The following is a 23,056-nucleotide window of genomic DNA, read 5'->3' on the forward strand; positions in this document are numbered from 1 at the left end:
GGCGCGGAGGAATCCTGTGCGCTTGCCTTTCTTACATCCCGGCCCCCCGAGCGGCGACGATCACGACGGCCTCTCCGGGGGGCCGTGTGCGTCGACCCGCCTGCTGGTGGGCGGTATCCTGTGGTTCTGCCTGTGTCTGGGCCTGTCCCTGTGGCTGGCCTCCCGGGAGGGAGGCGCCGTGCTGGTGGCCGAGGACGGGCAGCCCGTGCTGGCCACCGGAGACTGGTTGCGGCACCGGGACCGTCTGGACGATCTGATGCGCCAGACCCTGTCCCGGGTCATGCCCGGCTGTCGTCTGCTGACCATGCCCGGCTTTTCGGAACAGGAGGCCCGGCATTACCGTGTGGAAGGGGACGGTGCTCCCCTGCGTCTGGCCCTGGCCCTGCAGGAACGTCTGTGCCAGGAGGCCCTGCGTACCGGTCCTGACGGTGAACGCCTGCTGGCCGATGACGCCCCCATGCCGCAACTGCGCTGGACGGACGACGGGGTGCTGGAAGCCGATGTGGACGGCCGCACCTGCCTCGTCCTGCATTTCCCCGGTTGGGAGACCATGCTGGCCACGCTTTCCCGGCCCATGCCCGAACCTGCTCTGGTGCTGGTGATCGACGACATGGGCCAAAAGCTGGAGCCCGCAGAGCAGCTGGCCAGCCTGCCGTTCCCCGTGGCCTTGGCCCTGTGGCCCCATGCCGCTGCCCGCCGTCCGGTGCAGCAGGTGGCCCGGGACATGGGGCTGGACGTCCTGTTGCACATGCCCATGGAGGCCATGCCCCGCAAGAACGGCACCGCGCCCAATCCGGGCCCCGGAGCGCTGGAGACGGACATGGACGCCTATGCCATGGAACACGCTCTGGACAAGGCGCTGGCGCAGGTGCCCACGGCCCTGGGCTTCAACAACCATATGGGTTCCGGGTTCACCGGACGGCGCGATGCCTGCCGCATGCTGGCCGGTCTGGCCTACGGGCGCGGCCTGTTCGTGCTGGACAGCGTCACCCGCGGCAACAGCCAGCTGGAGACCAGCATGGTCCGCCAGGGCATCGTCACGGCCAGCCGCCATGTTTTTCTGGACGATCCCCAGGGCACGGACAAGGTGCTGGCCGCGCTGGACAAGGCCGCCCGTCTGGCCCGCAAGCAGGGCATCGCCATCGCCATCGGGCATCCGCACGCCTCGACCCTGCGGGCCCTGGAGCGCTGGGAGAATCGCGAGGGCGTGGCCGTGGTGCCCCTGCGGCGTTACGTCTGGCATCTGGCCCAGCTGCGGGCCGGACAGTTCGGCAAGCCGGAGTGATCTTTCCGGGAGCGTCTGGAGCGCTTCCCGGCTGACAGCCGCCTGTGGCGGTGATGGAGAACGAACATGAGCATGAGCATCGGTTGTGTGGGTTGCGGCAACATGGGCGGGGCCATCCTGGCCGGTCTTGCCGCCTCTTCCCTGGACTGCACCCTGTATGGCCATACGCGCACGGCAGCACGCATGGCGCCTTTGGAAGCGGCGGGCGTCACCCGTCTGGATTCGGCCCGCGAGCTGGCCCGCAAGGCCCGCTATGTGGTCATGGCCGTCAAACCCTACCAGATCGAGGCCCTGTTGACCGAGATGGCGCCCGAGTTCGGGCCCGACACGGTGGTGATCTCCGTGGCGGCGGGCATCAGCATCGCCCGTTTGCAGGCGGCCGTGGGCGGACGCTGCCCCGTGGTGCGCTGCATGCCCAATACGCCCGCGCTGGTGGGCAAGGGCGTGTTCGCCCTGTGCTTCGATGACAAGGTCCCGGCGCAGAGCAAGGAAGACATCCTGCGCTTCTTCAGCCAGCTGGGCGTTTGTCTGGAGCTGCCGGAGTCCCGTTTCACGGCCTTTTCGGCCCTCATCGGCGCCGGGCCCGCCTATGTGTTCGGCATGATGCAGGGGCTGGTGCAGGCCGGCGTCACCTTGGGCCTGGGCCGCAAGGAATGCCGCGACATGGTGGCGGCCCTGTTCGAAGGCTCGGCCGTTATGGCGGCCCGCAGCGACACGCCGCTCATGGAACTGCGCGACCAGGTATGCTCGCCCGGCGGCCTGACCATCGCCGGGGTCAATGTCCTCGACAGGGCGGGACTTTCCGGCCTGCTGGTGGACGCGGTGCTGGCCGCTGACGAACGCGGCAGGGAAATGGAAAAGGAATAAAAAAAGGGAGGCGAAAGCCTCCCTTTTCCAGCTATGGAAAACGGCAGGATCTCCGGGAGGTCCTGCCGCTTTTTTATCGTTATGCTGCGAAAAGTTACTTGGTCTTGTCCAGACGGATGTCCAGGCGCTTCTTGCCCTTGGTCAGGATGTAGCGCGTCTTGGCTTTGGCGTGCAGGTCGATGACGATGCGGGTATCGCTGCCCTTCTTGCCCAGGCGCACGTCCTTGACCATCTCGCCCTTGGGCACACCGGGTTCGCTGAGCTTCCAGGTGCCGTGCAGATCCACCACCACGCGGGCGGGGCTGGTCAGCTCCAGATGCTTGAAGCGGATGGGGGACGAGGCGTCCAGACGGATGGTGGCGCCGCCGTCACGCACGAAGACCACGAAGTTGGTGATGGTCTGGTTCTTGGGGGCAGGGGCCGCCTTGCGGGGCGCGGGCTGGGGCTTGGGAGCGGGCTTTTCCGCCTTTTTCACTTCCACCGGGGCAGCGGGAGCCGCAGGAGCGGCCGCCGGGGCCGGCTGGGCCTTTTCGTCATGGGCGGCAGCGGTGAGCGGGGTCGTGCCCGGCCCTGCAGGGGCAGGGCTTTCCGCCGTGGCGGGCGTTTCCTCTCCCGTATCGAAAGCAAAACCGCGTTCCACGGCAGCGGGAGAAGGTTTGACCCCGGCAGCGGCCAGCTTTTCACCATCGGCGGGCGTGCCGGGCGTCACGGGCAGGGGGGGCTGGGCAACGGGCGGCGCGGGCGTCACAGGGGCGGAGACGCTGTTGTCGGCCGGGACCGGAGCGTCGCCGGACTGCCCCATGCGCGTGTTGAGCAGGATGAGCAGCAGGCCAAGGATGATGACCGCGAGGACTATCCAGAGAAAGATCTTGTTCATGCCAGTAGGCTCCTGTGCCTTTGGGCCGGATGTCCGCCGGGAAGTGTCCGGCGGAAGATCGCGCGTGGCGGTTCATGATGCGCGTGTCACGGCAGCGGGGCAAAAGGCCTTCCGGGCCGGGGCATGCCATGAGGCCCCATATGCAGGCACGGCTAAACTCTACATGATTTATGCCGAATGGCAAGATTTGCCAAATCCCTTTACGCGCCGGGGGCTTTGCGCTAGCATCGGCGCACTATGCACGAAATGTCCATCGCACAAAGCATCCTGGACATAGCTCTGGAAGAGATCGCCAAACAGGGCTGTGACCGGCTCGACCTCATCCGTGTGGAATGCGGCGCGCTGGCCGGCGTGGTGCCGGACTCGCTGCAATTCTGCTTCGAGGCCCTGGTGCAGGGCGGACCGCATGCGGCCGCCCGGCTCGAACTGGTGACCATCCCCTTGTTGTTGCGCTGCTCCACCTGCGGGCAGACTTTCGGCGGCGAGGGGCAGGAAGCCCTCTGGCAGCCGTGTCCGGCGTGCGGCGCCCTGACAGGCCACACGGTAGAGCAGGGCAAGGAGCTGCAGATCAGTCATCTGGAAGCCTCCGTCAGCGGGGGCCAGGATTCATAAACCGACGGCCTGCGGCCATGCTGCCGCCAGGCGGGCCCTGAGGAAAAGGGCCGGAGTTCCGGGAGGAAACGATGCAAATTCCTGTGGTGCGCAACGTTCTGGAAGCCAATGAGAAGATCGCGGCCAGCGTGCGCGAGAAGCTGCGTGAGCGCAAGATCCTGGCCCTGAACCTGATCTCGTCGCCGGGCGCCGGTAAGACGACCCTGCTGGAACGCACCCTGCATGACCTGGCCGGCGAGTTCCGCATGGCCGTCATCGAAGGCGATCTGCAGACCGACAACGATGCCCGCCGCGTGGCGGCCACGGGCGCCCAGGCCGTACAGATCAACACCGACGGCGGCTGCCACCTGGACAGCAACATGATCATGACGGCCATGGAGAGCCTGGACCTGGACGGAGTGGACATCCTGTTCATCGAGAACGTGGGCAACCTGGTCTGCCCTGTGGAATTCGACTGCGGCGAAGACGCCAAGGTGGCCCTGCTGAGCGTGACCGAAGGCGACGACAAGCCCGAAAAGTATCCCCTGCTGTTCAACCTGGCCAAGGCCATGGTGCTGAACAAGGTGGACCTGCTGCCTTATGTGGACTTCGACCGCGAACGGGCGCGGGATTTCGCCACCCGTCTCAACAAGGAACTGGCCGTGTTCGAGGTCTCCTGCCGTGACGGTTCCGGCCTGGAAGGCTGGTACCAGTGGCTGCGTGACATGCGCGCCAGCAAGCTGTAAGCCTGCCCCGTATCTTTGGAATGCAAAAGCCCCCTGCAAAAGGGGGCTTTTTGTTTTTCCGGCGGGCCGCAGGGAGGAGTGGGGCGTACGGGCCGTTCGTCCGGCCGCTGTTCGCCGTGGCAGCATGATGAGAGGCTACCCTCGCGGCATGTCGTCTGGTTTGGAGGCCTGTCCGTCCTGCATGATGGCGCAAAAAAGGGCCCCTTCCCGGATGGGAGCGGAGGCCCTTTCGGCAGATCGATCGCCGTATTTGCTAGAACGAGGCGCTGTACGCGGTCATGTCCACGATAAGGGTGGCGGTGGGACGGCGCACGGTGATGGTGAAGAGCTGCACGTCCTTGCGGGGGGTATCGCTGATGAGGTCGGGCAGCATGTCGCCGGGGGCCATCATGATGCAGGCGTCACCGCGCGGGGCGTTCATGAGCATGCCCAGGGCCATATGCAGAATCTCCATCTGGCGCTTCTGGTCAGCCACGGGCATCTCGGTGAAATTCATGTCCAGGCCCGGCAGCTCGGCCTGCCAGGGGCGATAGCCCATGTTGTAAAGGCTGGCCAGCAGGGCGTCCAGGCGCTGGTCGCTGAGCTTCTGGCGCAGTTCCACATGCTCCAGCACCTCGCCGCCGGCCTTGACCGGGAAGGCTTCCACATTGTCATCGCCGGGCGTGTAGGGCGTCAGGCGGGCGGCCCAGACCATGTCGGCAAAACCCAGGCTGGTCAGCACGGCGCCGCCGTCATCGCGCAAGGGGTCCTTTTCCAGCAGGGCGCAGGCGTCCTTCATCAGCATGCCGGGCCGGAACTTGCTCAGGGCGCAGACGGGCCGGGCATCTTCCGCGGGCAGCAGGGATTTTTCCGTGCCGTTGATGTGGCTGATCTTGCCGTCAAGGCCGCGGACCAGCAGGCAGGGATGGTGTTCGCCGCACAGGGTCAGGCTCTGGACACCGGACAGGCGGACCTTGTTGAAGTCCCACAGATACAGGCCCATATCCATGCGCAGGTCGGCGGTGCCGCCGGGATTGAGCAGCTGGTCTTCGCCGCCGGGCAGGAGGTCGAGACGGGCATAATTGGCCTGGTTGCCCACAGTGAAGCGGATGCTCAGCAGCTCTTCGGCGCTTTCGTTGCGGATGGTCAGGCTTTTTTCGTCTTCCGGGCTGTCCTTGGCCGCGAAGGCCGGGGAGGACGCCAGCAGGGAAGCAAACACAAGGGTCAGAAAAACAAGCAGACGGCAGGGATGGAACATGTCGGACCTCGTCAGGTTGCAGTCCCGAAGGGCTGGGACGGCACGTCGGCCGTAGTTGGCAGGATCGGACCGCACAGCAGCGTGCGGCATGCTGTAGGTGTAGCAAAGGCCCGCCGGGGCCGCAAGGCATTGCAGGCGGAAGGGCGGAGGAGCGGGGAGGAGGGGGCCTTTACGCTGCCCGTCCCGGCTGGTATAGGAATCAGTCGGGCGGGACTGTCCGCCTTTTTCCCAACACGCCGTTTTCCAAGGAGCCGCCATGTCTTCGTCCCGCCGTGCGCAGGATACTTCCCAGCAGACGCCCGCCGCAGGGCTGAAACTGACCCTGCCGGTCCTGGTGACGGCCAGCGTGCTTTTTCTGGCGGCCCTCGTGCTGGCGTATCTTGGCGGTGTGATGACAGGCCGTGCCCAGTGGGCCAACAGTCTTGAGGAATCCCGTGCGGCCCTGGCCGCGGCGGCCGCCACGGATGGGGAAAAGGAAGAGACCACCGCTGCGGGCGAAGCCCAGGCGGCCGCTGATGCCGAAAGCTCAGAGGACGCCCTGACCGAAGCCTCGGTGCTGGCGGCCTCGGAACTGCGTTTTTCCCGTGCCCTGCGTGCCGAGCCCGGCGCACGTCTGGAGCCTGTTTCGCCGCCGTTGCCGGCTGCCCAGGCGCCCAAACCGGCAGCGGCAGGGGCCCCCGCCTATCCGCCCATGCCTCCGGGCATGCAGCCTGCCGTGCCTGCCGGAGAGAAGGCACCGCCGCCAACGCCTACGGACGTATATGATTTCGTCTTTCAGCTGGGGGCGTTCCGCGATCCCGGCATCGTGGACGACCTGCGCCAGCGTCTGGAAGGGCGCGGCCTGCGCACCCGCATGGAGCGCAGCGGCAAGCTCTATCTGGTGATGGTGGTCATGCGCGGTACGGACGACCGTGCCCGCGAGGTGGAAGCCATCGCCCAGGACATGCATCTGGGTAAACCGCTCATGCGCAGCCGCAAGCCCGTCCCCGGTCGTCGCTAGCGGCGTATGCGGGCATTTTTTCCGGCCCGCAGGGGCGTTGGGCTCCTTCTTGCAATATGTGAAAATATTCGCTATTATTGCAAATCTTGTTTGTTTAATTAAACAGTCATCCCGCACGGCTTCCCGCCGTGCATCCTTCTTCCCGTGCGCAGCGGCAGCCTCCCGGCCCCGTGCGCCCGGGGAGCCGCTCCTGTCCTGTCGCGCCCGTTCGGGGCGCCTGTCCCTGGTGCCGGATGTCCCGGCTATCGCCATTTGCCTGTCTTCGGACGAACTCCGTATCGGACGTTCCACCGCAAGGAGAGACCATGCCCGCTACCAAGACTGACAACATGTTGAGTTCGCTGCGCCTCGGCGTCATCGAACGTCTGGCCCTTTCGTTCTGGGCCGGGACCCTGCCGGAAGACGTGGACCGCATCCCCCTGCTGATGCGCCCGCGCGGCAGCGAGATCATGAGCCGCTGCTGCATCTACAAGGACCGCGCCATCCTGCGCGAACGCCTGCGTGCCGCCATGGGCTTCCGCCTCGAAGACGAGACGGACGACTCCATCCCCCTGCGCACCTATGCCGAAGAGGCCCTGGAGCGCAAGGAACCCAACTGGCCCATCCTGACGGTCTGTGACATCGCCTGTCAGGGCTGCATGCGAGCCCGCTACTATGTGACCGACGCCTGCCAGGGCTGCGTGGCGCGTTCCTGTATCGGCAGCTGCCGCTTCGGGGCCATTTCCTTCTCTCGCGGCCGTTCCACCATCGACCCCGAAAAGTGCCGCAACTGCGGCATGTGCATGGACGCCTGTCCCTACCATGCCATCGTGCGTCTCAATGTCCCCTGCGAGACGGCTTGCCCGGTGCGCGCCATCCACAAGGGCAACAAGGGCCGTGCCGAGATCGACTTTGAAAAGTGCACCAGCTGCGGCCGCTGCATGCGCGCCTGCCCCTTCGGTGCTGTCATGGAGCGCAGCGAAGTGCTGCCCGTGCTCCGTGCCCTGGCCAGCGGCCGCCATGTGACGGCCCTTATGGCCCCGGCCATCGTGGGCCAGTTCTCCGGCGGCCCGGCCCGCATCGTCACGGCCCTGCGCCGTCTGGGCTTTAGCGACGTCATGGAAGTGGCCCTGGGCGCCGACGTGACATCGCAGCGCGAAGCTGCGGAATTCGTGGAACGCATGGAACGCGGCGATACCTTCATGACCACCTCCTGCTGCCCGGCCTATGTGGAAGCCGTGCGCCGTCACGCGCCCGAGCTCCTGCCCCATGTGTCCGAGACGGCCACGCCCATGCACTATACGGCCGAAATCGCCCGCGAGCGTCATCCCGACACCGTGACGGTCTTCATCGGCCCCTGCGTGGCCAAGCGCCAGGAAGGCCTGCACGACGAGATGGTGGACTACGTGCTCACCTTCGAAGAAGTGGGTGCCCTGTTCAATGCCCGCGGCATCGTGGTGGAAGAGTGCGAAGAGCACGAGCTGGAGCGCCCCAGCAACGAGGCGCGCGGCTATGCCATCGCGGGCGGCGTGTCCGCCGCTGTGGAAAAGCTGGTGGGCGATCGTGTGGAGGTGCGTCCCGTGGCCATCAACGGCCTTTCGCCCCAGGGCCTCAAGAAGCTGCAGTCCTTCGTCAAGGGCGGCTGCCCCGGCAACCTGGTGGAAGTCATGACCTGCGTGGGCGGCTGCGTGGGCGGCGCCGGTGTGGTGATGCCCGCCGCCAAGGGCGCCAAGGCTGTGGAGAACTTTGCCACCAAGGGCAAGGTGTAGGGGAGGGCGGCAGGCGGTCTTCCATGCTGCCCGCCGCTTGACATCCCCGTGGGCCGTGGCTAGTAAATGTGTTACGTTTGAATAAAACATAACACGATTGCAAGCCTCGGGTTTTTCCTCTTCCTGGCAGTCGGGAAAGACCTTTCAGGGGATGCCGGCCCGTCCGGCATCCCCTGCATCGTATGGCGCCCCCTCCTGACCGCCGTTATCCCGTTCATCACGGTGCAGACGCGTCCCTCCAGGCATTCAGCCCTTCTCCTGCTGGCCGCATCCCCCTGCGCCAGAGAGGTTTGCCATGTACGATCCCCATTCCCTGCATGCCGAAGAATTCATAGATCACGAAGAGGTGCAGGAGACCCTTGCCTGGGCTGCGGAACATGCCCGCGATGCCGAGCTCATCGACGGCATCCTTGCCAAAGCCGCGCTTTGCAAAGGTCTGAGCCACCGGGAAGCCTCCGTCCTGCTGGCCTGTGAGCTGCCGGACAGGGTAGAGGCCCTGTACCGGCTGGCCAACCGCATCAAGCACGAGTTCTACGGCAACCGCATCGTCATGTTCGCGCCGCTGTACCTGTCCAACTACTGCGTCAACAGCTGCGTCTACTGTCCCTACCACGCCCGCAACAAGCACATCATCCGCAAAAAGCTGACCCAGGAGGAAGTGGCCCGCGAGGTCATCGCCCTGCAGGACATGGGCCACAAGCGTCTGGCCCTGGAAGCGGGCGAGCACCCCACCATGAACCCCATCGGCTACATCCTCGACTGCATCCGCACCATCTATGGCATCCGCCACAAGAACGGGGCCATCCGCCGCGTCAACGTGAACATCGCGGCCACCACCGTGGAGGAATACCGGATGCTCAAGGATGCGGGCATCGGCACCTACATCCTGTTCCAGGAGACCTACCACAAGCAGAGTTACGAAAAGCTCCACCCCGCGGGTCCCAAGCATGATTATGCCTGGCATACCGAAGCCATGGACCGCGCCATGCAGGGCGGCATCGACGACGTGGGCCTGGGCGTGCTCTTTGGTCTGGAGGGCTACCGTTACGAATTCGCGGCCCTGCTCATGCATGCCGAGCATCTGGAGGCCGTGCACGGCGTGGGCCCGCACACCATCAGCGTGCCGCGCATCAAGAAGGCCGACGACATCGACCCCGACGTTTTCGACAACGGCATCGACGACGAGACCTTTGCCCGCATCTGTGCCTGCATCCGTGTGGCCGTGCCCTATACCGGCATGATCATCTCCACCCGCGAGAGCCAGGCCGTGCGCGAAAAGGTGCTGCCCCTGGGCGTCTCGCAGATCAGCGGTGCCTCCCGCACCAGCGTGGGCGGCTATTGCGAGCCCGAACCCGAGGACGAGAACTCCGCCCAGTTCGATGTCAGCGACCGCCGCACCCTGGACGAGGTGGTCCGCTGGCTCATGGATCAGGGCCACATCCCCAGCTTCTGCACGGCCTGTTACCGCGAAGGCCGCACCGGCGACCGCTTTATGAGCCTGTGCAAGAGCCGCCAGATCCTCAACTGCTGTCATCCCAATGCCCTGCTGACCCTCAAGGAATATTTGCAGGACTACGCCTCGCCCGCCACCCGGGCCGTGGGCCTGGACATGATCGCGAAGGAACTGGACAAGATCCCCAGCGACAAGGTGCGCGCCCGCACCATCCGGTGCCTGGACGCCATCGAGGCCGGGCAGCGGGACTTCCGCTTCTAGATCCGCAGCCTTTTCCGGGGCTGCTCCTGTCCGCCGGGAGCGGCCCCGTGCTTTCCCCGTGGCGTTTGCCGCCTTTTTCCTCCCTCCCGCCGGGCAGCGCCCTTCCTGTCCCGCCAGCCTTTCAGGAGATCCCGCATGCCGGAATCCGCACCATTTTCCCCCGCGACGGCCGGCCCCGAGGCCGCCTGTTCTTCCGCGGCCCCCACGTCCATCCCCGCCCTTTCCCGGGCCGAAGTGCGCGAGCTGCTTTTCGACCTGCCCTGGCCGGAACTGCAGGCCCTGGCGCACCAGTGCCGCCTGCGGCACAAGGGGCGGCATGTGCATGTGCGCGGCCTGCTGGAATTTTCCAATGTCTGCCGCCGCAACTGCCGCTATTGCGGCCTGCGCCACGAGAACAGGCGTCTGTCCCGCTACAGCCTGTCGGCGGCGGAACTGCTGCGGGCCGCGTCGCAGGCCGTGGCCGCCGGGGTGGATACGCTGGTGCTGCAATCGGGCGAGACGGCCCGCAATCCCCTCTGGCTGGCGCAGGTGGTGCGTGGCCTCAAGGAGCGCTTCGGCCTGCCCGTGACCCTGAGCGTGGGCGAGCAGCCGCGCGAATGGTACGCCCTGTGGCGGGAGGCCGGGGCCGACCGCTTCCTGCTCAAGCACGAGACTGCCGATGCCCGTCTCTATGCCGCCCTGCATCCCGGCTATCGTCTGGCCGACCGGCTGCGGGCCCTTTCCTGGCTGGCGGAGCTGGGCTATGAGGTGGGCTCCGGCTTCATGGTCGGTGTGCCCGGCCAGCGCCCCGAAAGTCTGGTGGACGACGTCCTGTTGGTGCGGGACATGCGCGTGGCCATGTGCGGGGCCGGGCCCTTCGTGCCCCAGGCCGACACCCCCCTGGGGCGGCAGCCGCGCGGCTCCACGGAGCTGTGCCTGCGGGTCATGGCCGTGCTGCGTCTGGCCCTGCCCTGGGCCAACTTGCCCGCCACCACGGCGCTGGCCAGCCTGCGCCCCGAAGATGGGCAACGGCAGGGCCTTGCCGCGGGCGGCAACGTGCTCATGCCTTCCTTCACCCCGGCGGCGCGCCGGGCCGCCTACCGCATCTACGACCACAAGGCTGTGGTGGACATGGACGCCGTGCGGCGCGCCATTGCGGGCGCCGGGCTGGAGCATGCGCTGCCGGAAGCTTAGGCAGGGAGGGATGCAGTTTTTGGCGGGAGAGGAAGGGGCGTTTTTGTAAAAACTGCCCCTTCCTCCCCCGTACCCCCTCCTACCCCGAAAAAACTTTGCTCCGGTCGGTATGGCGGGTCCCCGTCCTTGTCTGTGAGGGCAGGGACATCGCAGGATGGCCGTGGGATATTTTCGGGGACTAGGGGAGGCTTTGGCGAGCCGCTCCATTCTTCGTGCCCTCATGCCGGGATGCCCGTGACAGAGCAGCTGTGGAACGGACGTTCCTGCTTTTGGTGGGAAAAAGCTCCTGTGACGGCGGCGGAGAAGAAATAGTAAGTGGAGATTTGCGGCGGCCGGGGACGGCAGAGAGTGCGGGACAGTGTTTTATGCTCTTTCGATGATGACGGCATGGACAGGTGACCGTGGCGTCCCTATATCTGGAAGGAAAGGCCGGGAGCGCGGCTGAAGGCATGGGCCTGTCCTGTCGTCTCCCGTCTCTTTCGCATCAGGATTTTCAGCATACAAGTTATGGCGTGTCGTCCGGTATGACCGGCGGCCAGCATGAAGGAGTTCGGCATGAACGAAAGTCCCAAGGCCCTGCGCCTGCATATCGGTCTGTTCGGGCGGCGCAATGCGGGCAAGTCTTCCTTGCTCAACGCGCTCGTGGGGCAGGACGTGGCCATCGTCTCCCCCACGCCGGGCAGTACGGCGGACCCGGTGGAAAAGACGCTGGAGATGGCGCCCCTGGGGCCGGTGGTCTTTCTGGATACGGCCGGGCTGGACGATCAGGACGCCTCGCTGGGCGCCCAGCGGGTGGAGCGCAGCCTGCGGGCCATGCGCCGGGTGGACGTGGCCCTGCTGGTGCTGGATGCCCCCTGCTGGGAGGCCGTGGACGCCGACACCGCCGCCCGTCTGGCCGCTGCGGGCATCCCCTTTGCCGTGGTGGTCAACAGCCGCGGAGCGGCGGACACCTGTGATGCCGCCTGGCGCCCTGACGGCCTTGCCGCGACGGTCCCCGTGCTCTGGGCCTCGGCCCGGGAAGGCTGGGGGCTGGAGGGCATCCGGGCCGCGCTGGCCCGTCTGGCTCCGGCCGGGGCCCTGAAGCAGCCGCCGCTGGTGCACGACCTGCTGCCGGAGCACGGCACGTTGCTGCTGGTGGTGCCGCTGGATTCCGGAGCGCCGCAGGGCCGCCTCATCCTGCCGCAGGTGCAGACCATCCGGGACAGCCTGGACGGCCGCTGCCTGTGCCTTGTGGTGACGGAAGAGCAGCTGCCGCAGGCCGTTGCCGCCTTGCGGGAGCCGCCGGATCTGGTGGTCTGCGATTCGCAGGTGGTACATGTGGCCGCGCGCCTGACGCCGCCGTCCGTGCCCCTGACCACGTTCTCCATCCTCATGGCCCGCGCCAAGGGCGATCTGGTGGCTCTGGCCCGGGGGGCGGCGGCCCTGACCCGTCTGCGGCCCGGCCAGACCGTGCTGGTGCAGGAAGCCTGCTCGCACCATGCGCAAAAAGATGACATCGGCCGCGTGAAGATCCCGCGCCTGCTGGCCCGGCTGGCCGGCGGCCCCGTGGAGACCCCCATGCTGGCCGGCAAGGAATTTACCGAATACGCGGGAGACGCGGCCGCCGTGGTGCACTGCGGCGCCTGCGCCATCACGCGCGGCCAGATGCTGGCTCGGCTGGACGAAGCCCGGGCCCACGGGCTGCCCATGACCAATTACGGCATGTGCATCTCGCTGGCGCAAGGCGTGCTGGAACGCGTGCTCTCTCCCTTCCCGGAAGCGCTGGCCGCCTGGCGTGCCGAAGCGCAGCTGCCGGGATAACCCGTAACCACAGGGCATGCATCATGCCCGGGAGGTCATATGCCTGGACCGTTGTTCGCCGTCATCGGCATCATCGTCATGTTCCTCGTCATGCGCTGGGTCTTCAAGAATGGCGGTTGCGGCTGAATGCCCCGTCGTCCTGCCCCGGGTCCCGGGGAAAAGCGTCTGGAAGAATTTTCCGCCCGGCGCAAGGAGGAAGACCGCTGACCTTTCCGGAAAGGCCCCGAGCAGCTCTGGCTGCCTGAGCCTGTCCCTTTTCCCGCTGTCCTGATCTGACGGCAGCGGCTCTCCTGTCCATGTTCCCCGGCCCGTCGTGTCCTGCGACGGGCTTTTTTAGTCTGCGCTTCCCCAGCGCCGTCGTCAGGGGCCTGTCTTTTTCCTGCCCGTTTTTTCTGTCCTCATCTTTCGCCGCCGGATCATGTTTTTCGGTCTGCGGTGGGCTCCTGTCTTTTGTCCTACCTTCCGTTCCGGATGCTGAGGGCTCATATTTTCCTTATATCCTGCATAGCTATCAGCATTCCTTATTTCATGAATCGGGGCGGGAAGTTCCTGCCGCCGCTCAAAGACGGGGACCTGCCATACCGACCGGAGCAAAGTTTTTTCGGGGTTGGAGGGGGTATGGGGGAGGAAGGGGCAGTTTTTACAAAAAACGCCCCTTCCTCCCCCGCCATCCTCATCCCCGCCCCGGATGGACAGGGCGGGACAATCTTCGTATGCTGCCTAGCCTGAGGGCCCTGACGGTCGCATCCGGCTGGTATCATGCCGGATTCCCGAACCGGGCCAGAATGGAGACGTGTCCGGGGCTGCGGGCGCAGGGGGACTTTCTTCCTGACCGGGCTCCATGCGGGAGAGAGATATGCGGCAAAAGATTCTGGCAGCGGTGCTGCTTGTGGGCGTGGCCGTGGCGCTGGGCTGGTACTTCCTGTGGGACAGGACGCAGGGAAGTCTGGTGCTGTACGGTAATGTGGAGATCCGTCAAGTGGATGTGAGCTTCCGCGTGGATGGCCGTATTGCCCAGGTGCTGGTGGACGAAGGCGACAGCGTGCGCGCCGGGCAGGAGCTGGCCCGGCTGGACGATGACCTGTTGCGCCAGCAGCGGGACCAGACAGCGGCCCAGCTGGCCGGGCAGAAGGCCCAGCTGCTGCGCCTGGAGCGCGGTTACCGCACGGAAGAAGTGGAACAGGCCCGCGCCGCCGTGGCCCGTGCCCGTGCCGTGGCCGACAATGCGACCATCAATCTGAACCGCGTCAGCGCCATGCGCGCACGCAACGCCATCTCCCAGAAGGAGCTGGACAACGCCCGCAGTTCGGACAGGTCGGCCCGGGCGGAGCTGCGTTCGGCGCAGGAACAGCTCGACATGCTGCTGTCCGGCTACCGCGAGGAAGAGGTGCTGGCCCAGCGGGCGGCGGTGGATGCCGCGGCGGCGGCACTGGAACTGGCGGAGATCCGGCTGCGTGATGCGCTGCTGACCGCGCCGCAGGACGGCATCGTCCTGACCCGTGCCCGCGAGGCCGGGGCCATCGTGCAGGCCGGGCAGACCGTGTACACCCTGAGCCTGGTGGACCCGGTGTGGCTGCGCGTCTATGTGGACGAACCGCAGCTGGGGCGCATCAAGCCGGGCATGGCCGTGCGGGTGCGTGTGGATGCGGTGCCGGACAAGGAATTTACGGGCCGGGTGGGCTTCATCTCTCCGGCGGCGGAGTTCACGCCCAAGAGCGTGGAGACCATGGAAGTGCGCACCTCGCTGGTCTATCGCCTGCGGGTGCAGGTGGACGATCCCGATAACGTCATGCGGCAGGGCATGCCCGTGACCGTGACCCTGGTGGAGCCCTAATGTCCTTCTTGTCCGCCTGGTGGCGGCGTCGGGCAGCCGGGGGGCCGGACACGGCCCGGTCTGCTTACGGTCGTGCCGATGGCGATGACCGGAGCGGGGCAACCGGCCGACAGGCCATCCCTGATGCTGTGCAGGACGCCGTGGCGCCGCAGGACGGCATCGCCGTGGAGCTGCGCGGTCTGGCCATGCGCTTCGGGGCCGTGGAGGCCCTGCGCGGTCTGGATGCCCGCATCCCGGCCGGGCGCATCACCGGCCTCGTGGGGCCGGACGGCGCGGGAAAGACCACCCTGCTGCGCCTGCTTGCCGGGCTCATGGAACCGGCGGCGGGGCAGGCCCTGCTGTTCGGTCGTCCCGCCCGCGAGGTGGCGGCGGACGCGCCCAACAGCATCGGCTACATGCCGCAGCGTTTCGGCCTGTATGAAGACCTTTCCGTCATAGCCAATCTGCGCCTGCACGCCCGTCTGCGCGGTCTGGAGGGCGCGGCCCGCGATGCCCTGTTCGACAGGTTGCTGGCCTTCACCTCGCTGGGGCCGTTCACCCGCCGTCTGGCCGGACGCCTTTCCGGCGGCATGAAGCAGAAACTGGGCATCGCTTGTGCCCTGCTGGGGGCGCCGCGCGTGCTGCTGCTGGATGAACCCGGCGTGGGCGTGGACCCCCTGTCGCGGCAGGAGCTGTGGCAGATGGTCAGCGAACTGAGCGACGACGGCATGACCGTCATCTGGTCCACGGCCTATCTGGATGAGGCTGCGCGCTGTCCGGGCATCATCATGCTGGACGGCGGCCGTATCCTTTACGACGGCCCGCCCGAGGGGCTCACCGCCCGGGTGGAAGGGCGCGTGTTCCATGTGCCGCCGGGCAGCGAGGGCAGCAAGGCGGCCCTGGCCCGCTGGACGCGGACGCCGGGCGTGGAAGACGCCCTGATGCAGGGCAGCCGTATCCGCGTGCTGCTGGGGCGGGACGCCCCGGAAAGCACCCGGGCCGCCGTGCGCGAGGCCGGGGGCGAGAACGTCCCCGCCCGTCTGGAAGACGCCTACATGCATATGGTGGGCGGGCTTAATCAGGAGCCTTCGCCCTACGGCAGGACGGGAGGCAAGGGCGGCGGGCATGTGTCGCAACTGTCCGTGGAGGCGCCGGAACGCATCGTGGCCAAGGAGCTGACCAAGCGCTTCGGCGATTTCACGGCGGCGGACCACATCAGCTTCACGGTGCGCGCCGGGGAGATATTTGGTCTTCTTGGGCCCAACGGCGCGGGCAAGTCCACCACCTTTCGCATGCTTTGCGGTCTGTCGCGGCCCACGTCGGGCCAGTGCAGCGTGGACGGTGTGGACCTGTTGCGTGCGGGCAGCGCGGCGCGTTCGCGTCTGGGCTACATGGCGCAGAAATTTTCCCTGTATCTGGACATCCCGGTGCGCGAGAACATCCTGACCTGTGCGGAGCTCTACGGTCTTGCCCTGGAACGCCGCAAGGCCCTGCTGCCCGTGCTGGCGCAGGCCCTGGAACTGACCGACTATCTGGACAGCCGCACCCACAGCCTGCCGCTGGGGCAGAAGCAGCGCCTGGCCCTGCTGTGCGCCACCCTGCACGAGCCGCCGGTGCTGTTTTTGGACGAGCCCACATCGGGCGTGGACGCGCGCACCCGCCGGGACTTCTGGAAGCATATCACGGCCATGACCGAGGCCGGGGCCTCGGTGCTGGTGACCACGCATTTCATGGAAGAAGCCGAATACTGCGATCGCATGGCCCTCATCTACCGGGGCGCCATGATCAGCATGGGCACGCCGGACGAGCTCAAGGCCTCCTGCCGGGGCTTGCCGGGCGTGCCTGAGGACCCCACGCTGGAAGATGCCTTCATCGCCAGCATCCGGCGTTATGATGCCGAGCATCCGCAGTAAGGGATGGCTCATGCGGTTGCGGGGGAAAGGCTGTTCCAGCTTCTTCGCCTTGCTTTGACGGCCGCGCTGCCTTGCCGTCTGGCGGGCGCTGCCCTGCGCGGGCCCTGACCGGCAGGGCAGGGGCCGGAATCTTGCGCCGGGGCGGCAGGAATGCGGGACGGGAAAGCGGATCGGGAAAGATGGCGTCTGCAACGGCAGGCCGGGAGAGGGAATACTGATGCAAGAACGTCTGTCACGCCGCCTCTGGGTGCGGCAATTGCTGGCCCTGGTGGGCAAGGAGTTCCAGCAGATCGTGCGGGACCCCTCGTCCTATCTGGTGGCCGGTGTGCTGCCCCTGCTGTTCCTGCTGCTCTTCGGCTACGGCATCACCCTGGACGCGGGCGTATTGCAGCTGGCCGTGTTCAACCAGAGCGGCGGCCAGCATTCGCGGGCCCTGCTGACGGACTTTGCCCACTCGCCGCACTTCGTCATCCGCTCCATCAGTCATATGCGCGAGGGCGAGCGTTTGATGCGCGAATCTTCCGTGCAGGGCATCCTGGTGCTGGGCCAGCAGTTCGACGCCCAGCTGGACAGGGGGACGACGGCGGACGTGCAGCTCATCGTGGACGGCACCGAACCCAACGTGGCCCGCTTCATCCAGAGCTATGCGCAGGCCGTGCTGCTGCGCTGGCAGGGGGCCCGGCAGGCGGGCGGGGTACCGCAGGCCGGCCCGGTGAGCATAGAGGAGCGCTACTGGTACAATCCCACGGCCAAGAGCGAGCGTTTTTTGGTGCCCGGGGCCATCACGGTCATCATGACGCTCATCGGTACCCTGCTGACATCGCTGGTCTTCGCCCGCGAGTGGGAGCGCGGCACCATGGAAGCCATGCTGGCCACGCCCGTGAGCCGCTGGCAGATGCTGCTCGGCAAGCTCATCCCCTATTACTGTATGGGCATGTTCAGTATGGGCCTGTGCGCGCTGGCCGCCGTGACCCTGTTCGGCGTGCCTTACCGGGGCTCGGTGGGGGCGCTGCTGTTCATCTCCTCGGTATTCATGCTCTGCGCCCTGGGGCAGGGCCTGCTCATCTCCGTGAGCCTGCACAGCCAGTTGCAGGCCGCCGAGGCCGGGCTTTTTTCCGGCTTTTTGCCCGCCCTGCTGCTGTCGGGCTTCGTGTTCGACATCAACAGCATGCCGCCCATCCTGCAGGCCATCACCCATCTGGTGCCGGCCCGTTACTTCAATACCTGTTTGCGGACGCTCTTCCTGACCGGGGACGTCTGGGAGCTGTTCTGGCCCTGTCTGGGGGCCATGAGCCTGCTGGCCCTGCTCATGCTGGGGCTGGTCTATAAAAAGCTGGTCAAAAGGCTGGATGTCTGATGCTGCGCGATGCCTTTCTGCTCCATATCCGGCGCATGCTGGCCATCGTGCGCAAGGAACTGCTGGTCCTGTTCTGCAATCCCATCTCCCGCATGCTGCTCATCGTGCCGCCGCTCATGCAGATCATCGTGTTCGGCTGGGCCGCCACCATGGAAGTGCGCAATGTGGATGTGGCCGTGCTCGACCATGACGAGGGACCCCTGAGCCGGGAGATCGTGCGCCGTCTGGAGGGCTCGCCCACCTTCCGGCATGTGTTCTTCTTGCGCGGGCAGCAGGAGGTGCGCCCGGCCATCGAGCAGGAAAAGGCCCTGTTCGTCATGGTTTTCGATGCGGAGTTCTCCCGCAGGGCCGCCCGCGGCGAGCCCGTGACCGTGCAGCTGTTGCTGGACGGCAGGCGTTCCAACGCCGCCCAGATAGCGGCCTATTATGTGCAGGTCATGCTGGCCGAGGTGGCCGCGCAGACACCGCTGGGGCAACAAGCCGCGCTGGCGGGCGGCGGCAGCCTGGACATCCGGCAACGCAGCTGGTTCAACCCCAATTTCGAGTTCCAGTGGTTCTTCCTGCCCAACCTCATCGGCATGCTGAGCTTCATGCTGGGGCTGGTGGTGACGGGCCTGTCCATCGCCCGCGAGCGCGAGGCGGGCACCTTCGACCAGCTGCTGGTCTCGCCGGCCACGCCCACCGAGATCGCCCTTGCCAAGCTCATCCCCGGCTGCGTGGTGGGCCTGGCCCACGGCACCATCTTTTTGCTGGTCTCGGTCTTCGGTTTCGGCGTGCCCTTCACGGGCTCCGTCGTGCTGCTCTATGTGGCCATCTTCATCTTCTCGCTGGCGGCGGGCGGCATCGGTCTGATGATCTCTTCCCTGTCCTCCACCCAGCAGCAGGCCTTTTTGGGCGCCTTCACCGTAGGCGTGCCCTGCATCCTGCTTTCCGGGGCCGTGACACCGGTCATCAACATGCCCATGTTTTTGCAGCACAGCAGCCAGCTCAACCCCATCCGCCATTTCACCACCCTGGTGCAGGGCGTGTTCCTGCGTGACATCACCTTCGAGGCCGCTTCGGTGAGCCTGCTCAAGATCTGCGCCATCACCGTGGTCTGCGTCTGTGTGGCGGTGTGGATGTTCCGCCGCCGCGTGTAGGGGGCGGACAGGAGACGGCTACGGATTTTCTTTGGGAGCGGACTCCTTGTCCGCCTTCTGGACGGGACGACTGGCAAAGGTGCGGCCCACGATGGAGGCGATGACCACCAGTGAATAGATGTTGGCGGACAGGGACACCAGCACGGTGGCATTGCGCGCGGCCCAGGAGACGGGCGTGATGTCGCCGTAGCCGATGGTCATGAGGCTGATATAACTGAAGTAGAAAAGATCCTGCAGGCTCACGCCGCCGGGATCGGGGCCCCGAAAGGAGCCGGGCTGGAAGCTCTCCAGCAGCAGGAAGAGGAAAAAGCCGCTGTAGCCGATGAGCAGCAGTCCGGAAAGGCCTGCGCAAAGGGTCTGCCGGGCATCCAGATGCAGGCGGTGCGTCTGGGCGCGGTAAAGCTGGATGAAGACTTCCAGCAGGATGATGAAGAAGAACAGGCCGTGCAGCAACAGCAGGCTGAGCTGGAGCGCCCGGGGCATGGAGGACAGCGCCTGGAAGGGATGCAGGGCCAGGATGCCCGCGGCCGTCAGGGCCGCCGCCCAAAAGCCCGGCCGGAGGCGGCCGTACAGATTGATCCCGGCCAGCAGTTGCAGGGGCAGGTAGCAGGCCTGGGCCGTGCCGCCATAGATTTTTCCGGGAAAAATGATATTCAGCAGGAACATGCAGGCGAGGGAAAGCAGCAAGCCCTCAAAGCGGCGAAAATGCCACCAGCGGCGTCCGTGCAGCAAGGGGAACATGGGACCTCCCGGTCAGACGGCTTCAGTACGGGAACATATGGATCATGGTCTGCCGGGGCGGCAGACAGCGGAGCGGCAGCGCGGGCCTCGTCTCTGTTGGGGCGTGGCATCGCAGGCAGGGACCGGATGTTGCCGGGCATCGCTCCACGGCTGACCCTAAAGCAGAAGCGCGGGATTGCAAAGCCCGGTCTTTGACATTTTTAAGCAGTCGCTGCCTTGCTGCGGGGAACGTACGCCCGGGATGCGGCGGACGTCAGCGCGTTGCCGCAAAGGTCTGCCTGCTGCGGATGGCCGCGGCGGCGTCGGATACGGCGCACCGGCCTGCGATCATGATGGAGGATGACGATGGATGTGACGGCGCTGCGCAATTGCGGCCTTCTTTTTCTGGCGGGCGGGGCAGGGGCCCTGGCACGCTACGGCGTTTCGGAACTGGCCAACACGCTGGTGGGGCGGCAGTATCCGCTGGGGACCTTTGTGGTCAACGTGCTGGGCTGCTTCCTGTTCGGGCTGATCTGGGAGCTGGCCGCGGTGCGCCTGCTCATTTCGGATACGGTGCGTTTGATCATTCTGGTGGGCTTCATGGGCTCGTTCACCACCTTCTCGTCCCTGATCTTCGATTCCTTCGCCCTGGGGCAGACCCGTCTGGCCCTGCTGCTGTTCAATATCGGTGCCCAGACCATCCTGGGCTTCGCGGCCCTTTTCCTGGGCATGACCGTGGGCAAGCACTGGTAGATCCGGCGCGGTTCAGCGCCCCCCTTCCTCCGTCGGCAGCTCGCGCAGGCGTTCCACCAGCCAGCGACCGGCCGTGCCCAGGGGCTCGACCCAGGCCAGCTCCACAGCGGTGGTGCTGATGCCGTCGTCAAAGTCCAGTTCCAGCAGCTTGAGGCGACCCTGTTCCACAAAAGGGCGGGCCAGCTGGGCCGGAAAGACCGCAAAGCCCATGCCCGCCAGCAGCATTTCCTGCAACTGGTAGAACTGGCTGTAATGCACCAGATGGCTGCTGAGGCGGAAACTGTCGTAAAAGGCATCGGAGCTGATGACGCCCGGCAGGGGCAGGAGCTGGCGGTGCCGCAACAGGTCGTCCAGGGAAAGACTGCCCCGGATGCGGCTCAGGGGATGGTCGGCAGCGGCCACCACGCGCCAGATGATGCGCCCGGCCATGACCGACTGGCCGCCGTGATCGTAGCGCAGGCGCGCCGGGGCCAGCAGGATGTCCACCGTATGGCGGGCGCTGCTGTCCAGCTGGCGCAGCTTGTCGCAATGCAGGACGGAATCCTCGCCGTCATACAGGAATATCTCCAGCAGCGGGAAGGCCTGTTGCAGTTCCACCAGCGCGGCCCGCACCTCCGGGAACATGACGAAGCCGTGCAGACCGATGCGCAGCTGGCCTTCCTGCCCCTGGCCCCGTGTGGCGGCCAGGTTTTCCAGCCCCTCCAGACGCGGGATGATGTCCAGTGCGTGGAAGTAGAATTGCCGCCCCAGGTCGGTCAGCACCGGACTGCGGCCCGGGCTGCGCCGGAACAGGGGCGCGTCCAGATCCTGTTCGAAATGCCGGATGACCTGCTGCACGGCCGCACCGCTCACGCCCAGACGGCGCCCGGCAGCCGCGAAGGAGCCGGTCTCGGCCACGGCCCAAAGATAGTGCAGGCGTTCCGTGGTGATGATCATGTGTGCCTCCTGCAGACAGGGCATCCGGAGCGTTGACACGGGGCGCCCGAAGGCATCCTGCCACCATGCCGTCGGCCGCATCCCGCCGTTGTTCCTGCCGCTTTCTTTGCCGGGATGGGCGTCTTCCCTGTACCGGGCAGCCGGTCCCTTCAGACATCCGCCCCTTTCCCTTTCATTCCATGTGCCGCCACTCAGGCCAGTTTGAGCAGGGCCACGCCCGCGATGATGAGCGCGATGCCCGCAAGCCGCAGCGGCTGCACGGGATCGCCGAAAAGCAGGGCCCCGGCCAGAAAGGTACCGGCCGCGCCTATGCCTGTCCAGACGGCGTAGGCCGTCCCGATGGGGATGTGCTTCTGGGCCATGAAGAGCAGGGCGCCGCTGACGAGCATGCAGACGCCCGCCATGATGAAGCCGGGCAGACGCCACAGGCCCGATTGCGCCCATTTGAGGCCCAGCGGCCAGCCTATCTCGCACAGTCCTGCCAGTATCAGGAGCAGCCATGCGTTCATTCTGCTTCCTCCTTCCACGAAAATGTGGTGCTGATGGTCCGCGTCCCGGAAGGGACGATCCCGCCTTTGTAGCACGGGACGGCGGAAGCGGTCTTGCACGAGCGTAAAGCGCGGCTTTCAGGCTGCCATAAAAAAGAGGCCCGTAAAGGGCCTCTTTGTTGTTGCCTGATGGCAGGGTACACAGGGGGCATGGCAGTGCCGCCGGATGCCTCGTACGGGTGTCGCCCGGCCTGCCTAGCGGATGAAGTTGGTGGGCTGCCAGGCCTCGACGGCAGGCGGCGTGATGCCCGCCTTGCGACCGGCCTCGATGCAGTGCAGCAGCCAGGCCATGTTGTCGCCCAGGGTACGCATGATCTGCAGGCCCTCGGCATCCTGCACGGCTTCTTCCGCATTGTTGCCGTGGATGGAGTTCCAGTACTGGGAGGAGACCACGGGCATGCGGGCGATGGTGAAATACTTGTTGAGGCGGTCAAAGGAAGCGCTGGCCCCGCCGCGACGGCAGCTCACCACAGCGGCCGCGGGCTTGAAGGCATAGGGGGCGGACTTCATGTAGAACATGCGGTCCAGCAGGGCGCACAGGCCGGCATTGGGACCGGCATAGTAGACGGGCGAGCCCACCACCAGACCGTCGGCTTCACGCATACGTTCGATGCATTCGTTGACCGGATCGTCCTTGAACACGCACAGGCCGGTTTGGGCACATTTGCCGCAGGCGATACAGCCGCGGATGGCCTTGTGGCCCACATGAAGCGTGGTGGTCTCGATACCGGCCTTTTCCAGTTGCCGGGCCACAGTGGCCAGGGCCGTGGCCGTGCTGCCCTTGGGATGGGGACTGCCGTTGATGAGCAGGACCTGCATGGGGATACTCCTTGGTTGAA

20 protein-coding genes are annotated in these 23,056 nt (G+C 66.2%); 14 read left to right on the forward strand and 6 right to left on the reverse strand.

Translation table 11 applies throughout. The features are described 5' to 3' along the window. Nucleotides 1–16: 16 nt before the first annotated feature. Both ACQRBR_RS09675 and proC read left to right on the forward strand, forming a co-directional pair. Nucleotides 17–1,285 carry a divergent polysaccharide deacetylase family protein gene (locus ACQRBR_RS09675; protein ID WP_303740230.1) on the forward strand — a complete coding sequence of 423 codons (1,269 nt, stop codon included), beginning with the start codon at nt 17–19 and terminating at the stop codon, nt 1,283–1,285. A 66-nt stretch (nt 1,286–1,351) separates the two neighbouring features. Further along, the gene (gene proC, locus ACQRBR_RS09680; RefSeq protein ID WP_427812870.1) at nt 1,352–2,152 is read left to right on the forward strand and encodes a pyrroline-5-carboxylate reductase; all 801 of its coding nucleotides are present in this window, start codon (nt 1,352–1,354) and stop codon (nt 2,150–2,152) included. 94 nt (nt 2,153–2,246) lie between these two features. Here the strand turns inward: proC and ACQRBR_RS09685 are convergent, their stop codons facing one another. Continuing rightward, nucleotides 2,247–3,029 (reverse strand): AMIN domain-containing protein, encoded by a 783-nt coding sequence (locus tag ACQRBR_RS09685; protein WP_427812871.1) that lies wholly within the window; start codon nt 3,027–3,029, stop codon nt 2,247–2,249. Nucleotides 3,030–3,275: 246 nt separating this feature from the next. Between ACQRBR_RS09685 and ACQRBR_RS09690 the strand changes: the two genes are divergently transcribed. Beyond that, on the forward strand, nt 3,276–3,641 hold the full coding sequence (locus ACQRBR_RS09690; protein WP_368491342.1) for a hydrogenase maturation nickel metallochaperone HypA: 366 nt from the start codon (nt 3,276–3,278) through the stop codon (nt 3,639–3,641). Nucleotides 3,642–3,712: 71 nt separating this feature from the next. Next, a complete protein-coding gene (gene hypB, locus ACQRBR_RS09695) occupies nt 3,713–4,366 on the forward strand; it encodes a hydrogenase nickel incorporation protein HypB (RefSeq protein WP_006009267.1) in 654 nt (217 codons plus the stop codon). A 253-nt stretch (nt 4,367–4,619) separates the two neighbouring features. Here the strand turns inward: hypB and ACQRBR_RS09700 are convergent, their stop codons facing one another. Next, nucleotides 4,620–5,603 carry a peptidoglycan glycosyltransferase gene (locus tag ACQRBR_RS09700; protein ID WP_427812872.1) on the reverse strand — a complete coding sequence of 328 codons (984 nt, stop codon included), beginning with the start codon at nt 5,601–5,603 and terminating at the stop codon, nt 4,620–4,622. 256 nt (nt 5,604–5,859) lie between these two features. Here ACQRBR_RS09700 and ACQRBR_RS09705 point away from each other — a divergent pair, with 256 nt between their 5' ends. The 9 genes from ACQRBR_RS09705 (at nt 5,860) to ACQRBR_RS09745 (ending at nt 19,260) form a co-directional block, all read left to right on the forward strand. Further along, nucleotides 5,860–6,603, forward strand: a complete 744-nt coding sequence (locus ACQRBR_RS09705) for an SPOR domain-containing protein (protein ID WP_427812873.1) — start codon at nt 5,860–5,862, stop codon at nt 6,601–6,603. Between the two features lie 305 nt (nt 6,604–6,908). Then, entirely contained in the window at nt 6,909–8,351 is a 1,443-nt protein-coding gene (locus ACQRBR_RS09710; RefSeq protein ID WP_303880910.1) for a 4Fe-4S dicluster domain-containing protein, read from the forward strand. Between the two features lie 295 nt (nt 8,352–8,646). Then, nucleotides 8,647–10,065, forward strand: a complete 1,419-nt coding sequence (gene hydG, locus ACQRBR_RS09715) for a [FeFe] hydrogenase H-cluster radical SAM maturase HydG (protein ID WP_303880912.1) — start codon at nt 8,647–8,649, stop codon at nt 10,063–10,065. Nucleotides 10,066–10,200: 135 nt separating this feature from the next. Next, nucleotides 10,201–11,238: a [FeFe] hydrogenase H-cluster radical SAM maturase HydE gene (hydE, locus tag ACQRBR_RS09720; RefSeq protein WP_427812874.1), complete on the forward strand. Its 1,038-nt coding sequence runs from the start codon at nt 10,201–10,203 to the stop codon at nt 11,236–11,238. Between the two features lie 555 nt (nt 11,239–11,793). Continuing rightward, nucleotides 11,794–13,038, forward strand: coding sequence for a [FeFe] hydrogenase H-cluster maturation GTPase HydF (hydF, locus tag ACQRBR_RS09725; protein WP_427812875.1), 1,245 nt, complete (start codon nt 11,794–11,796; stop codon nt 13,036–13,038). Between the two features lie 856 nt (nt 13,039–13,894). After that, entirely contained in the window at nt 13,895–14,872 is a 978-nt protein-coding gene (locus ACQRBR_RS09730; protein ID WP_303880919.1) for an efflux RND transporter periplasmic adaptor subunit, read from the forward strand. Beyond that, complete coding sequence (locus ACQRBR_RS09735) at nt 14,872–16,764, forward strand: ATP-binding cassette domain-containing protein (protein WP_427812876.1); 1,893 nt, start codon at nt 14,872–14,874, stop codon at nt 16,762–16,764. Before ACQRBR_RS09730 ends, ACQRBR_RS09735 begins: the two co-directional genes overlap by 1 nt. A gap of 217 nt (nt 16,765–16,981) precedes the next feature. After that, complete coding sequence (locus ACQRBR_RS09740) at nt 16,982–18,121, forward strand: ABC transporter permease (RefSeq protein WP_427812877.1); 1,140 nt, start codon at nt 16,982–16,984, stop codon at nt 18,119–18,121. Continuing rightward, the gene (locus tag ACQRBR_RS09745) at nt 18,121–19,260 is read left to right on the forward strand and encodes an ABC transporter permease (protein WP_419008891.1); all 1,140 of its coding nucleotides are present in this window, start codon (nt 18,121–18,123) and stop codon (nt 19,258–19,260) included. The genes ACQRBR_RS09740 and ACQRBR_RS09745 overlap by 1 nt, the downstream gene beginning before the upstream one ends. 18 nt (nt 19,261–19,278) lie before the next feature. Here the strand turns inward: ACQRBR_RS09745 and ACQRBR_RS09750 are convergent, their stop codons facing one another. Continuing rightward, nucleotides 19,279–20,001 (reverse strand): potassium channel family protein, encoded by a 723-nt coding sequence (locus tag ACQRBR_RS09750; protein WP_427812878.1) that lies wholly within the window; start codon nt 19,999–20,001, stop codon nt 19,279–19,281. Nucleotides 20,002–20,340: 339 nt separating this feature from the next. On the opposite strand from ACQRBR_RS09750, the gene ACQRBR_RS09755 reads away from it, so the two are divergent. Then, on the forward strand, nt 20,341–20,733 hold the full coding sequence (locus ACQRBR_RS09755; RefSeq protein WP_006009305.1) for a fluoride efflux transporter FluC: 393 nt from the start codon (nt 20,341–20,343) through the stop codon (nt 20,731–20,733). Between the two features lie 12 nt (nt 20,734–20,745). Here ACQRBR_RS09755 and ACQRBR_RS09760 read toward each other — a convergent pair whose 3' ends face one another. The 3 genes from ACQRBR_RS09760 to ACQRBR_RS09770 form a co-directional block, all read right to left on the reverse strand. Next, nucleotides 20,746–21,669, reverse strand: a complete 924-nt coding sequence (locus ACQRBR_RS09760; protein WP_239463952.1) for a LysR family transcriptional regulator — start codon at nt 21,667–21,669, stop codon at nt 20,746–20,748. Between the two features lie 191 nt (nt 21,670–21,860). Continuing rightward, nucleotides 21,861–22,178, reverse strand: coding sequence for a DMT family transporter (locus tag ACQRBR_RS09765; RefSeq protein ID WP_204675242.1), 318 nt, complete (start codon nt 22,176–22,178; stop codon nt 21,861–21,863). A gap of 234 nt (nt 22,179–22,412) precedes the next feature. Further along, on the reverse strand, nt 22,413–23,036 hold the full coding sequence (locus tag ACQRBR_RS09770; protein WP_303880926.1) for a flavodoxin family protein: 624 nt from the start codon (nt 23,034–23,036) through the stop codon (nt 22,413–22,415). Nucleotides 23,037–23,056: the final 20 nt, after the last annotated feature.

This window comes from Desulfovibrio sp. SGI.133 (assembly GCF_050313955.1).
In the GTDB taxonomy this organism is placed as follows: domain Bacteria; phylum Desulfobacterota; class Desulfovibrionia; order Desulfovibrionales; family Desulfovibrionaceae; genus Desulfovibrio.

Bases quoted from the DNA above. Each gene is read 5' to 3' on its own strand.
- proC (WP_427812870.1), top strand. From the start codon at position 1,352: ATGAGCATGAGCATCGGTTGTGTGGGTTGCGGCAACATGGGCGGGGCC.
- ACQRBR_RS09685 (WP_427812871.1), bottom strand. From the start codon at position 3,029: ATGAACAAGATCTTTCTCTGGATAGTCCTCGCGGTCATCATCCTTGGC.
- ACQRBR_RS09690 (WP_368491342.1), top strand. From the start codon at position 3,276: ATGTCCATCGCACAAAGCATCCTGGACATAGCTCTGGAAGAGATCGCC.
- hypB (WP_006009267.1), top strand. From the start codon at position 3,713: ATGCAAATTCCTGTGGTGCGCAACGTTCTGGAAGCCAATGAGAAGATC.
- ACQRBR_RS09700 (WP_427812872.1), bottom strand. From the start codon at position 5,603: ATGTTCCATCCCTGCCGTCTGCTTGTTTTTCTGACCCTTGTGTTTGCT.
- ACQRBR_RS09705 (WP_427812873.1), top strand. From the start codon at position 5,860: ATGTCTTCGTCCCGCCGTGCGCAGGATACTTCCCAGCAGACGCCCGCC.
- ACQRBR_RS09710 (WP_303880910.1), top strand. From the start codon at position 6,909: ATGCCCGCTACCAAGACTGACAACATGTTGAGTTCGCTGCGCCTCGGC.
- hydG (WP_303880912.1), top strand. From the start codon at position 8,647: ATGTACGATCCCCATTCCCTGCATGCCGAAGAATTCATAGATCACGAA.
- hydE (WP_427812874.1), top strand. From the start codon at position 10,201: ATGCCGGAATCCGCACCATTTTCCCCCGCGACGGCCGGCCCCGAGGCC.
- hydF (WP_427812875.1), top strand. From the start codon at position 11,794: ATGAACGAAAGTCCCAAGGCCCTGCGCCTGCATATCGGTCTGTTCGGG.
- ACQRBR_RS09730 (WP_303880919.1), top strand. From the start codon at position 13,895: ATGCGGCAAAAGATTCTGGCAGCGGTGCTGCTTGTGGGCGTGGCCGTG.
- ACQRBR_RS09735 (WP_427812876.1), top strand. From the start codon at position 14,872: ATGTCCTTCTTGTCCGCCTGGTGGCGGCGTCGGGCAGCCGGGGGGCCG.
- ACQRBR_RS09740 (WP_427812877.1), top strand. From the start codon at position 16,982: ATGCAAGAACGTCTGTCACGCCGCCTCTGGGTGCGGCAATTGCTGGCC.
- ACQRBR_RS09745 (WP_419008891.1), top strand. From the start codon at position 18,121: ATGCTGCGCGATGCCTTTCTGCTCCATATCCGGCGCATGCTGGCCATC.
- ACQRBR_RS09750 (WP_427812878.1), bottom strand. From the start codon at position 20,001: ATGTTCCCCTTGCTGCACGGACGCCGCTGGTGGCATTTTCGCCGCTTT.
- ACQRBR_RS09755 (WP_006009305.1), top strand. From the start codon at position 20,341: ATGACGATGGATGTGACGGCGCTGCGCAATTGCGGCCTTCTTTTTCTG.
- ACQRBR_RS09760 (WP_239463952.1), bottom strand. From the start codon at position 21,669: ATGATCATCACCACGGAACGCCTGCACTATCTTTGGGCCGTGGCCGAG.
- ACQRBR_RS09765 (WP_204675242.1), bottom strand. From the start codon at position 22,178: ATGAACGCATGGCTGCTCCTGATACTGGCAGGACTGTGCGAGATAGGC.
- ACQRBR_RS09770 (WP_303880926.1), bottom strand. From the start codon at position 23,036: ATGCAGGTCCTGCTCATCAACGGCAGTCCCCATCCCAAGGGCAGCACG.